The sequence below is a fragment of the Candidatus Sarcina troglodytae genome (assembly GCF_015708635.1).
Taxonomy (GTDB): Bacteria; Bacillota; Clostridia; order Clostridiales; family Clostridiaceae; genus Sarcina; species Sarcina ventriculi.
The window spans coordinates 2,121,318-2,133,351 of sequence record NZ_CP051754.1; the positions used below are offsets into that span (position 1 = coordinate 2,121,318).

11 protein-coding genes, 3 tRNA genes and 2 rRNA genes are annotated in these 12,034 nt (G+C 27.2%); 4 read left to right on the forward strand and 12 right to left on the reverse strand.

Annotated features, from left to right (window positions below; translation table 11 throughout):
• Positions 1 to 2: 2 nt before the first annotated feature.
• On the reverse strand, positions 3 to 2,459 hold the full coding sequence (locus HH195_RS09910) for an ATP-dependent Clp protease ATP-binding subunit (RefSeq protein WP_055260194.1): 2,457 nt from the start codon (positions 2,457 to 2,459) through the stop codon (positions 3 to 5).
• A 168-nt stretch (positions 2,460 to 2,627) separates the two neighbouring features.
• Between HH195_RS09910 and HH195_RS09915 the strand changes: the two genes are divergently transcribed.
• Entirely contained in the window at positions 2,628 to 3,272 is a 645-nt protein-coding gene (locus HH195_RS09915; RefSeq protein ID WP_196370978.1) for an MBL fold metallo-hydrolase, read from the forward strand.
• 48 nt (positions 3,273 to 3,320) lie between these two features.
• Here the strand turns inward: HH195_RS09915 and HH195_RS09920 are convergent, their stop codons facing one another.
• The 6 genes from HH195_RS09920 to HH195_RS09945 form a co-directional block, all read right to left on the reverse strand.
• Positions 3,321 to 3,491, reverse strand: coding sequence for a DUF362 domain-containing protein (locus HH195_RS09920; protein ID WP_055260192.1), 171 nt, complete (start codon positions 3,489 to 3,491; stop codon positions 3,321 to 3,323).
• A 101-nt stretch (positions 3,492 to 3,592) separates the two neighbouring features.
• Positions 3,593 to 4,501: a PSP1 domain-containing protein gene (locus HH195_RS09925; RefSeq protein ID WP_196370979.1), complete on the reverse strand. Its 909-nt coding sequence runs from the start codon at positions 4,499 to 4,501 to the stop codon at positions 3,593 to 3,595.
• Positions 4,495 to 5,433 (reverse strand): DNA polymerase III subunit delta', encoded by a 939-nt coding sequence (locus HH195_RS09930; protein WP_243278501.1) that lies wholly within the window; start codon positions 5,431 to 5,433, stop codon positions 4,495 to 4,497. Before HH195_RS09930 ends, HH195_RS09925 begins: the two co-directional genes overlap by 7 nt.
• 182 nt (positions 5,434 to 5,615) lie before the next feature.
• The gene (locus HH195_RS09935) at positions 5,616 to 6,206 is read right to left on the reverse strand and encodes a nucleoside/nucleotide kinase family protein (RefSeq protein ID WP_196370980.1); all 591 of its coding nucleotides are present in this window, start codon (positions 6,204 to 6,206) and stop codon (positions 5,616 to 5,618) included.
• A 19-nt stretch (positions 6,207 to 6,225) separates the two neighbouring features.
• A complete protein-coding gene (locus HH195_RS09940; protein WP_196370981.1) occupies positions 6,226 to 7,680 on the reverse strand; it encodes an aminotransferase class I/II-fold pyridoxal phosphate-dependent enzyme in 1,455 nt (484 codons plus the stop codon).
• 23 nt (positions 7,681 to 7,703) lie between these two features.
• A complete protein-coding gene (locus HH195_RS09945) occupies positions 7,704 to 7,880 on the reverse strand; it encodes a sigma factor G inhibitor Gin (protein WP_196370982.1) in 177 nt (58 codons plus the stop codon).
• A 152-nt stretch (positions 7,881 to 8,032) separates the two neighbouring features.
• Here HH195_RS09945 and HH195_RS09950 point away from each other — a divergent pair, with 152 nt between their 5' ends.
• The 3 genes from HH195_RS09950 to HH195_RS09960 all read left to right on the forward strand — a co-directional run bounded on the left by HH195_RS09950 (position 8,033) and on the right by HH195_RS09960 (position 11,384).
• Positions 8,033 to 9,178, forward strand: a complete 1,146-nt coding sequence (locus HH195_RS09950; protein ID WP_196370983.1) for a zinc-binding metallopeptidase family protein — start codon at positions 8,033 to 8,035, stop codon at positions 9,176 to 9,178.
• Between the two features lie 217 nt (positions 9,179 to 9,395).
• Positions 9,396 to 10,337: a magnesium transporter CorA family protein gene (locus HH195_RS09955; RefSeq protein ID WP_055260187.1), complete on the forward strand. Its 942-nt coding sequence runs from the start codon at positions 9,396 to 9,398 to the stop codon at positions 10,335 to 10,337.
• A 201-nt stretch (positions 10,338 to 10,538) separates the two neighbouring features.
• Entirely contained in the window at positions 10,539 to 11,384 is an 846-nt protein-coding gene (locus HH195_RS09960) for a S66 peptidase family protein (protein ID WP_371811693.1), read from the forward strand.
• Between the two features lie 92 nt (positions 11,385 to 11,476).
• On the opposite strand, the gene HH195_RS09965 is transcribed toward HH195_RS09960, so the two are convergent.
• The 5 genes from HH195_RS09965 to rrf (HH195_RS09985) form a co-directional block, all read right to left on the reverse strand.
• Positions 11,477 to 11,551, reverse strand: a tRNA-Cys gene (locus tag HH195_RS09965).
• A 1-nt stretch (position 11,552) separates the two neighbouring features.
• Positions 11,553 to 11,628, reverse strand: a tRNA-Phe gene (locus HH195_RS09970).
• 75 nt (positions 11,629 to 11,703) lie between these two features.
• Positions 11,704 to 11,821, reverse strand: a 5S ribosomal RNA gene (gene rrf, locus HH195_RS09975).
• 2 nt (positions 11,822 to 11,823) lie between these two features.
• A tRNA-Asn gene (locus tag HH195_RS09980) sits at positions 11,824 to 11,898 on the reverse strand.
• Positions 11,899 to 11,904: 6 nt separating this feature from the next.
• Positions 11,905 to 12,022 (reverse strand): 5S ribosomal RNA (gene rrf, locus HH195_RS09985).
• Positions 12,023 to 12,034 lie beyond the last annotated feature (12 nt).

Below are 12,034 nucleotides of genomic sequence, written 5' to 3' on the forward strand. Positions count from 1 at the left end.
TTTTAATTTTTAATAAAACCAACTTCATTATTCTCAATGATAGCTTTTAAAACACTTCCTTTAGTTACATTTCCTTTTAATATTTCCTCACTTAATTTATCTTCTATGTTTTTAGTTATAGCTCTTCTTAATGGTCTTGCACCATAATTTGTATCTATAGCTTTTTCAACTAAAAATTGCTTAACCTCATCAGTAAAATTTAAATCCATATCTTTTGATTTTAATATATCTTTGGTATTTGTTAACATTATATCGACAATTTTTAATAAATGCCTATGTTGCAATTGATGAAAAACTATTATATCATCTACCCTATTTAAAAACTCATCTCTAAAAGATTTTTTTAACTTTTCAATCATTTCATTTTTCATCTTTTCATATCTCTCATCTTCACCTTCTTCTAATATTGAAAATCCTAAAGAATTTTTTTTCTTTAAGCACTCTGCACCAATATTAGAGGTCATTATTATTATCGTATTTTTAAAATCTACAGTTTTTCCTTTTCCATCTGTCAATATACCATCATCTAATATTTGCAAAAGTATATTTAAAATATCTGGATTTGCTTTCTCAATTTCATCAAACAATATAACAGAATAAGGATTACTTCTAACTTTTTTAGTCAACTGACCTCCATCTTCATACCCAATATAACCTGGTGGCGAACCTATAAGTTTAGATACTCCATGCTGTTCCATATATTCTGACATATCAATTCTTATAAAATTATTTTCATCTCCAAACATAACATCTGCTAAAGCCTTGCAAAGCTCCGTTTTTCCAACTCCAGTAGGCCCTAAAAATATAAATGATCCAATTGGTCTTTTAGGGTTTTTTAATCCAACTCTAGCCCTTCTAACAGCTTTTGCCAAAGCCTTTATTCCATCCTCTTGACCAACAACCCTCTTCTTAAGTCTATCTTCTAAATTTAATAACCTATCCGTCTCACTTTCATTTATCTTTTCTAAAGGTATCTTAGTCCATCTAGAAACTATATTTACAACATCTTCATAATCAACAGTTTCAACATTTACAGAGTTTTCGTCTAACCATCTATTTTTTTCATATTCCAATTCTGATTTTAATTTTGATTCTTCATCTCTAAGCTTTGCTGCAACTTCAAAATCTTGTTTTTCTATAGCACATTGTTTTTCAGCTATTAAAAGTTCTAATTCTTCCTCTAAATCTTCTATATACTCTGGAGTATTCAAACTATTTATTCTAACTCTTGCCGATGCTTCATCTATAAGATCAATAGCTTTATCTGGCATAAATCTATCTGTTATATATCTATCTGATAAATATATAGCACCACTTAATGCTTTTTCTGTTATTTCAACCTTATGATGAATCTCATATTTGCTTTTAATTCCCTTTAATATTTTTAAAACGTCATCTTTTGAAGGCTCTTCAACTTTTATAGGTTGAAACCTCCTCTCCAATGCTGTATCTTTTTCAATATATTTTCTATATTCATCTATGGTTGTTGCTCCTACGCATTGAATTTCCCCTCTAGCTAAAGCTGGTTTTAGTATATTACATGCATCTATAGCCCCTTCTGCTCCTCCAGCTCCAACAATTGTATGAATTTCATCTATAAACAATATTGTGTTATTTACTTGTTTAAGTTCATTTATAACCTTTTTTAATCTATCCTCAAATTCTCCTCTATATTTAGATCCAGCAATCATAGATGTTAAATCTAAAGAAACTATTTTTTTATCTCTAAGTATTTCTGGTACCTTTCCTTCAACTATCTTTCTAGCTAATCCTTCTACTATTGCCGTTTTACCAACCCCAGGTTCTCCTATTAAGCATGGATTATTTTTAACTCTCCTACAAAGTATTTCAAGAAGCCTTTGAGTTTCATCATCTCTCCCTATAACAGGGTCTAGCTTTTCATCCTCTGCCATACATGTCAAATCTACACCATACATATCTAAAGAAGGCGTATCATTTCTTTTATCCCTGTTATACTTTCTATCTAATTTATCTTGATTTATATTTTGCTGATAATAATTTTTCTTAATATCCTCTGTAATCATTTCTATTAAAGTTTTTATGTTTCCATTAAATAATTTAGATATAATTATAAAACCTAAACTATCATTATTCTTTAACATAGACAATAATATATGCTCAGGAGCTGCATAATTTTGTCCCATGGATTTTGCTTCATAAGACGCGTCTTCTAATATACTTTTAACTCTTGGCGTAACTGGTATTTCATCTTGATTATATTCAATTTCCCCAACACCTAAGAATTTCTTTATAAGTTCTAATACTTTTTTTTCTGTTATTCCATACCTTATTAATAATTCCTTGCTTTGCCCTCCTTCTTTTAGTAAACCTATTAATATATGTTCCGTTCCTATATATCCATGCTTAAGCTCCTTAGAACTTTCCTTAGCTCTTAATACTACTTTCTTACCTCGTTCTGTAAATTTATCGAAAAGCATTCTAATCCTCCTATATCATATTTAAACACATTAACTTTATTAGTGATTATATCCACAAAAAGTATTTTCAACTCATATATAATACCTTTTTTAAACTTATGTTATAATTTTTTTAAATTTATGTTACAATTTTATTAAATTTATAATTAATTTAGGAGGAAAATATTAATGAATATTTATTGGCTTGGTCAAGCTTCTTACTTAATAAAAACAAGCAATGGTAAAAGACTTCTTATAGATCCATTTAATGATAGTATAGGCTATACACCATTTGAGGGTTCTGTTGATTTAGTAACAATTAGTCATGACCATTATGATCATAACTTTACAAAACTTATTAAAAACAATCCTACTATAATTAAATCTTTAGGAAATTATAATAGTGATTTTTGTGAAATTACAGGAATAAAATCCTTCCACGATGAAACAAACGGGACTAAGAGAGGAGATAACATAATATTTAAATACATTATCGATTCTGTAACACTTTGCCATTTAGGAGACTTAGGGCATGACTTAGATGAAGAAACTCTAAAAGAACTAGGTAAAATAGATGTTCTTTTTGTTCCTGTGGGAGAAACATATACTTTTGATGTTAAAACTGCTGCAAAAGTTGTAAAAAAGATAAATCCTAAATTCATAATTCCTATGCATTATAAAACAAAGTTACTAAATATTCCTTTAGCAGGAGTTGATAAATTTCTTATGGAGATGAAAGAGTATCCAGTTGAAAATGTATCTACCTTTTCAATAAATAAAGATGGACTACACACAAAATCAAAAATTATATTAATAGATATTTATTCTAATTAAATTACATAATAAAAAAAGCTATCCTCTTAAGATAGCTTTTTTTATAAATTATTCAGCAACTGGTGCTCCAACTGGACAAACGTTAGCGCAAGTTCCGCAATCAATGCAAGTGCTAGCATCTATAACGTATTGAGTATCTCCTTGAGATATAGCTTCAACTGGACATTCAGCAGCGCATGCTCCACAGCTTACGCATGAATCTTCTATTTTGTATGCCATTAAAAACACCTCCTTAAAAATAGTTCTTCGTACAAACTCTATATTACCACATTTAAATAACATTTAAAAGCGTTTGGCGAAATTTTTAAATTGTCATAAAATTAATTACCCTTAAATAAATCCCTAACCAATTTTTTATCTGCCTCATCTTCTATTTCTAATTTTATATCAGAATCTTCAATATCATCTTCATATCCACCTGATATAAGTTTTATATTATCTATTCTAAAATCTTCTACTACATCCTCATTTTTTGAAATCTTAAATTTAACTGCTACCTTTTCCTTTAATAAATTATTGCTTACTACCTCACCTTTTCCCCTTTCAGTTTCCACTAATGATCCAACCTTTGGAAGCCTCTTTCTTATATCCTCATAGGTGCTTTGCTCATAATTTAAACAGCACATAAGTCTACCACATATTCCAGAAATTTTAGTGGGATTCAATGATAGATTTTGCTCTTTTGCCATTTTTATTGATACAGAAGCAAAGTCTCCTAAGAATGTAGAACAACAAAGTGGTCTTCCACATGGTCCAAGACCACCTAACATCTTAGCCTCATCTCTAACCCCTATTTGTCTAAGTTCTATTCTAGTCTTAAATATAGTTGCTAAATCTTTTACTAAATCTCTAAAATCAACTCTTCCCTCCGCAGTAAAATAAAATATCACCTTATTATTATCAAATGTATACTCTACATCTATAAGCTTCATATTAAGTCCATGTTCTGATATTTTATTTAAACATATTTTAAATGCTGATTTTTCTTTTTCTTTATTTTCCTTATGTTTTTTTATATCATCTTTAGTTGCAATTCTTAATACTAATTTTAGAGGAGATATAATACTTTCTTCTGGAATTTGCTTTATTCCTATAACACATTCACCAAATTCTATACCTCTAGCAGTCTCTACTATAACAAAATCTCCTTTATTTATGTCGTATTTATCAGGTCCAAAATAATATATTTTCCCCGCTTTTTTAAATCTTACCCCTATTACATTTACCATTTTTCTTCCTCCAATATGCTAATCAACATGCTACTAAATGCAGCCCATAAGTTTATATTACTCTTTAAATCTTTTCTTGTCTTATCTATTATTTGTGATATTTTTTCTAACTTTTTATAAGAAATAACACTTGCTATCTCTTCAATGTCATTTATTTTATCTAAATTTAATATATCCATATGACCTTTGATTTCCTTGTATACAATTATATCTCTTATAAAAGTTTTAAAAACAGATAAAATATCATTTTCTCTTCCTTTAAATTTACAAAAAATATCAGAATATTTTAATACAAGTTCTGAATTATTAGTTGATATTTCTTTTAATAATTCTACTACAATTAATCTTATCTCCTTAAAAGATTCATCATTTATTAATTTTTCTATTCTTCCGGGAATACCTTCACAAAACGATAATAAAACCTCAGCTTGTTCAGTCTTTATATCGTTATAACTAATATTTATAAATTCATACATTTCATCTTTGCTTAAAGGCCAAAGCCTATAAATTTGACATCTTGACTTTATAGTATCTAGAATACTTTCGCTATTGTTAGACAACAATATTATAAATACACCTTTAGGTGGCTCTTCTATTGTTTTTAATAAAGCATTTTGAGCTTGACTGGTTAATTTTTCTCCACCATATATTATTATTACTTTTTTATCAAATTCATAAGGTTTTTTATTAGCTTCATTAATTATTTCTCGAACATTATCAATCCCAAAAGACTCTTTATTAGTCTTATACTCTATTATATCTATATAACTTTTTTCTACTTTAACTCCTAATATATTCATAGCAAATTTTTTAGCTATTAAACTTTTTCCAATTCCATCTTCTCCAATTATAAGATGAGCATGTGAAATCATATCATTTTTTAAAGCATTATTAAAACTATTTATAACTTCTTTATGACCTATAATTTTCATATAAAAATCCTCTTATATTTATTTAATCTTAAATTTTTATCTCATTAAACCAAAATAGAATAATACTATAAAAACAATCTTAAAATTATTTCTATTACAAATATTATAACATCCATGCTTATAAACTACAGGAAAAATAAAATATCAACAGTATTTACTTGTTGATATTTTATCATATATCCCTATTTTATGTATTTAATAATATTATTTTTTACATCTGCGATACATTCTACAAGATTATTATTTGAATATATTTTTTCAATACCATTTAATTTTAAATTTTTATTGCTAAAATCCTCTGAATCTGCTATAAATCTTCTACAAATCTCTTTATAGTTTGGACTATCCTCACTCATCTCACGATTTAAAATTCTTTGAAGTCTTATTCCATCATCAACATCTATATATAGAGGAATAACATTATTAGATCCAAAATATTTTTTAAAACTACTATAAGATTCTAAAGTTGATATAACTATATAGCTATTAGTCTGTAAATTTATTTGCCCATCATCCATTGTTCCATAATACCAAATTCCATTTACAGTATCATATTTTCTAAGTTCAATAACTTTATTTTTTTGTATAAATTTATTTATCATATTATCATCTATAAAATTATATTCTACACCATCGTTCTCTTCCACTCTCTTAGGTCTAGTAGTGTATCCAACTATTTTTTTTAAATTTAAAGAATTATCTTTAATAATTTCTTTAAAAATAGTATCTTTTCCTGAGCCACTTTTACCCATTATACAAAAAACTTTTCCCATTACATTTCCCCCACAATATCTAAACTTTATCATCTGATTTTATCACTTTTATATAATGGTTGTTAACCCCTATGATATTTGTACCTTCATTTATATAATTTTCTATATATTTTATATGTTCTTGCTCTATTATTTCTCCTGAAAGCAATATAGGTACTCCAGGTGGATAAGGTATTATATTTTCAAATACAACTCTTCCCAAAGAATCACTTAAACACACTTCTTCACTTTCTTTTCCAATTATCTCATAAGGGATAAATTTTCTTTTGGGAATATCAATATTATAAAAATTTTGTTCCTTTGACTTTATCATTTCAACATCACAATTTAAAAGAACCTTGTATAAAATATCAAAATCTTCTTTCTTATTAAAAGGTGTTGGTATTAAAACTATATTTTTATTATCACTCATTTCGCATTGGATACGATTTTCCCTTAAATATTTTAAAAGCTTGTTTCCATTATAACCATATTTTAAATTTATAACTATCCTACTAAAGTCATGCTGAAGATTGCATCGACTACATGCTTTATTCTTGTCATCCTCGCAATTTTCACATATAAATTCTTTATCTACAATATTTAAATAACTTATGTCTTTAATTTTCTCCCTAAATTCTTTAATAATTTTTATTAACTTATTATAATCATTCTCTCCATGATTTTCTAAATAATTTCTAGCATAATCTAAACTCATCATAAGCATATATGATGGACTAGTGCTCATAAATATACCCTTGTAAAATTCTACATTCCCTATATATTTTAAATTATTAACATGAAGATAAGATGTTTGAGTTAAGCTTGGCAATGTTTTATGTGCACTCATAATAACCATATCCGCCCCTAATTCTTGTGGACTTTTAGGTAATTTTTTATTAAAGCCATAATGAGCTCCATGTGCCGAATCTATTAAAACTTTTATGTTTCTTTCCTTACACAACTTTATTATATTTTCAATACCAAGACCTATACCATAATAATTAGGATACGTTAGTATTATTCCTTTAATATTATTTTCTACCTTTAATAGTTCATCTAAACTATCCAAATCAATACCTATAGGTGCTTTTAATTTTTTATCATATTTATTCTTTATAAATATCGGTTCTAATTTTCTAAGTATTACACCGTTCATTATGCTTCTGTGGCAATTTCGTTCGACTAAAACCTTATCTCCTTCATTAAAAGCTGAAAATACCATTATTAAATTCCCACAAGTACTTCCATTAATTAAAAAATAACTTTGTTTACTTTTATATAATCGAGTCAATTTATCCTGAGCATCTTTTATTATTCCCTCTGGGTTATGTAAATTATCTAATCCCTCAACCTCAGTTAAATCACCTTCTAATAAAATGCTTTTTAATTCATCATTAAACGCTCTTCCCATCTTATGACCAGGCATAGAAAATGGGACAACATCTTCTTTTAGATAATCACTGATTTTATTTATTATCGGAACATTATTCAAATAAAATCCCCCTCTTTAGTATATTAAACAGATTTTCTAGTGTAAATTTCTTCTTTTAATCTGTTTTTATAAAATTTATAAAACTCACTATCTAAATCACATTCTATTACTTTAGTTTCACAACTTTTGCAAATAAGCTTACCTTTTATAATTATACCATATCCGTGTTTTTTGCATATAATACATATTTTATTACTCATTTAATCACTCCTAAATTTATAGTTTGTACCCTTACAATAAATACTTTTTATATAAAATTTTTTCCTTTACTTTTGATTTTATTCATAAAAATAAATATTTTTTTTATTATTGATAAAACTATTAAATATAAAAAAATTTAGGAGGAATTTTTATGAAACAGGAAATCTTATCATATCTATCTACTGAAAAAGAAAGCTTATTTAAATTATGTAAATTCTTATATGATAACCCTGAAGAAAGTTATAAAGAATATGAATCTTGCAAATATATTTGTGATTTTTTAAATACAAGAGGATTCAATATTACTAAAAATTTTTGCGATATTGAAACTGCTTTCATAGCAACTAAAGGTTCAGGTTACCCTAACATTTGTTTTTTATGTGATTATGATGCAACAAAAGATCAAGGTCATATTACAGGCAATAACCTTTTAACCACTATAAGTATTTCATCAGCCATAGGTCTTGGTAAGTTTACAGATAAATTCACTGGAACCATAACTGTAATTGGTTCTCCTGGTGAATTCTTAGGTGGTTCTAAATCTATTTTTGCTAAACTCGGAGTTTTTGATAATATAGATGCAGTTTTAATGGTTCAACCAGAATTAGTCACAGCAGAAAGTGGCTTATCTAAAGCAACTATTCCTTTAGAAGTTAAATTTATAGGTGGAAATGGACTTAGCTTCCTAAATTCAAAAACATATACATCTTTAGATGGAATACTATTATCATTTAATATATTAAATTCACTTTTAAAAGCTTTAACACCAGATATATCTATAAATTTTATTCTATCTAGGGGATGTAATACACCTTTGCTAGTTCCTGAAGAGGCAGAAGCTAAATTTTATATACAGGCTAAAAATATGGATATGGCCAAATTTGCTGAAGAAAGAATTAGAGAACTAACACTGTATGTAAGTAAACTTATGGGTCTTCAATGCTCCTATTCTCTTTATGAACCCCCAAGTGAAGAATTATTATCAAATAAAACATTAAATAGGCTTTTTATAAATAATTTAAAAGAAAATGGTGTAATTGAAATATGTCCTCCTTTACATATAGAATCTAGATTAAGTATTGGAAACATAAGTACTATAGTTCCCTGTATTCATCCTTATATTAATATAATAGAAAAAGGTGTAATTTATTTCGGAACCAAAGAATTCGCTGAACAAACAATATCTTCTTTTGGATTTGAACAAGGATTAAAAGCTTCCTATGCCTTAGCTCAAACTGCTTTAGATTTAATAGAAAATGATTCTCTGTTAAATGAAGCGAAATCATCACTTTACTAATAACCTAAATCCTTATTTTTTTATTACACTTAGATCAATTTTATATAAAGTGATACTAGATAAAAGCGATGTTAATTAATAAACTTATTTAATATTGCCTTTATTTTTTTATTAAATGTTTCTGATAAATTACTTAATTAATTATACTACTTACTCTAGATAGTATGTTTACCTATAAATATTTAAATAGTATAATAATTACGTTGGAGGTGAAATTTTGATTCAGATATATAAATCTTATAATAATACTGGAGAATTAAAAAATATTGACACAATAGAGAATGGTTGCTGGATTAATATAGTTGCACCTTCTCAAGAAGAATTAATTTTAATTTCTAAAAAAACATCTATACCACTACAGTTTCTAAGAGCTTCTTTAGATGATGAAGAAACTTCTCGTATAGATATAGAAGGAGAAAATCTTTTAATCATTGTTGATATTCCTTTTACAGAGATGGAAGATAATTCATTAACGTATGATACTTATCCATTATCTATAATTCACACTAGCAATGTATTAATCACCGTCTGTTTAAAAAATAGTAAGATATTAACAGATTTCACTAGAAATAAAATAAAATCATTTTATACTTTTAAAAAATCTCGATTTACTTTACAAATATTAAATAGAATTTCAACCTATTATCTTCTTTATTTAAGACAAATAGATAAAAAAAGTTTAATGATAGAAAAAAGACTCCATAAATCCATGAAAAATAGAGAACTTATTCAATTACACTCGCTTGAAAAATCTTTGGTATATTTTTCTACATCTTTAAAATCTAATGAAATAACGTTAGAAAAAATGCTGAAATTAGAACTAATTCAAAAATATGAAGAAGATAAAGACATACTAGAAGACGTAATAATAGAGAATAAACAAGCTATAGAAATGACTGAAATCTATGGTAACATTCTTTCAAGTACCATGGATTTTTTTGCTTCTGTAATATCTAATAATTTAAATATTGTTATGAAAGTAATGGCTTCTGTAACTATTTTAATGTCAATCTTTACAGTTGTTTCTGGAATATATGGAATGAACATATCTAAACTTCCTTTTGCTGATAGTCCTAATGCCTTTATTATAGTTATGGGTATATCTTTTGCATTATGTTTTTTAGTAGCCTTACTACTTTATAAAAAAGACATGTTATAGAATTTATAGATTTTATTTATACTTCTTGTTATTATATAAGTTTTTAATATAAGTTTTTATTTTAATATAAAGTGTTATTTATATAGTATTAAATAATATAATACTACTAAAATTAAAATAATCTTATCTTATGCAAGTAACTATAAAAAGGAGGTTTTTAATATATTAAATAAATTAAAATTTAATGATACTATAGGTGTTATTAGTCCAGCTGGTTATGAAAAAAATAATTCAATAGACTATAATTTAAATCAATTAAAAAAATTAGGTTTTAAAATTAAAGAAGGTAAACATTTAAGAAAAATAAATAATTATTTTGCAGGCACCGATAAAGAACGTGCATCTGACTTTATGAATATGTTTAAAGACCCAGAAGTAGCTGCTATCATGTGTTATAGAGGCGGTTATGGCTCTATACGAATGATGCCTTATGTTAATTGGGATGTAATAAAAAACAATCCTAAAATATTTTGTGGATTTAGTGATATAACCTTACTCTTAAATTATATAAATAAGGTATCAAACATTCCTACATTTCACACGCCTATGGTAAATTCCAATCTTCAAGATTTTGTAACGCAAACATTTTTTTTAAATCTTTTAACTAAAAAATATACTTCTATAAACTTAAAAAACTTTAAAAACATAAAAACTTTTAACAGTAGAAATATTACCGGAAAAATATGTGGTGGAAATCTCTCTATGATTTGTAGCGCTTTAGGAACACCTTACGATATAGATACGAACAATAAAATTCTTTTGCTAGAAGACATAAATGAACCTGCATATAAAATAGATAGAATGCTAACTCAACTTCTTATGTCTAAAAAGCTAGATAAATGTTGTGGTTTTATTTTGGGACATTTCACCCCATATGATATCAATACATTAAATTTAATAAAAAACATACTTTTACCTTTAAATAAACCTATTATACTAGGTTTTCCAAGCGGTCATACATATCCTAATGTGTCATTACCACTTGGAAGCAATATTTTAATAGATTTTTCGCAAAATATCATATCAATTGAGCCCATATTTAAATAGAAAGCATCCTAACTCTTAAAATAAAAAATTTAAATAAGTTAAAAATAATAATTTATTATAAAACAAAAAATCTCAGCTTAAGCTGAGATTTTTGGAGGCGCCACCCAGATTTGAACTGGGGAATAAAGGTTTTGCAGACCTCTGCCTTACCACTTGGCTATAGCGCCATGGTGGCTCGAACTGGAATCGAACCAGTGACACGAGGATTTTCAGTCCTCTGCTCTACCGACTGAGCTATCGAGCCTTACAAACCACATTATAAATTATATTAATTAATATGATTTTTGTCAAGACATTTTTAATATAAATAAATTTTAAAACCTGGCAACCATTTACTCTCCCACACAGTCTCCCATGCAGTACCATCAACCGTAAAAAGCTTAACCTTCGTGTTCGGAATGGAAACGGGTGTTACCTTAAAACGCATTATCACCAGATATGGCTCCTCCGAGAGGGCTCGAACCTCCAACCTATCGGTTAACAGCCGAGTGCTCCACCATTGAGCTACAGAGGAACATAAACCTAGCAATCACCTACCCTCCCACACAGTTCCCTATGCAGTACTATCGGCCTCTAAAAGCTTAACCTTCGTGTTCGGAATGGAAACGGGTGTTACCTTAAAGAGCATAATCACTAGATATTCATTTAAA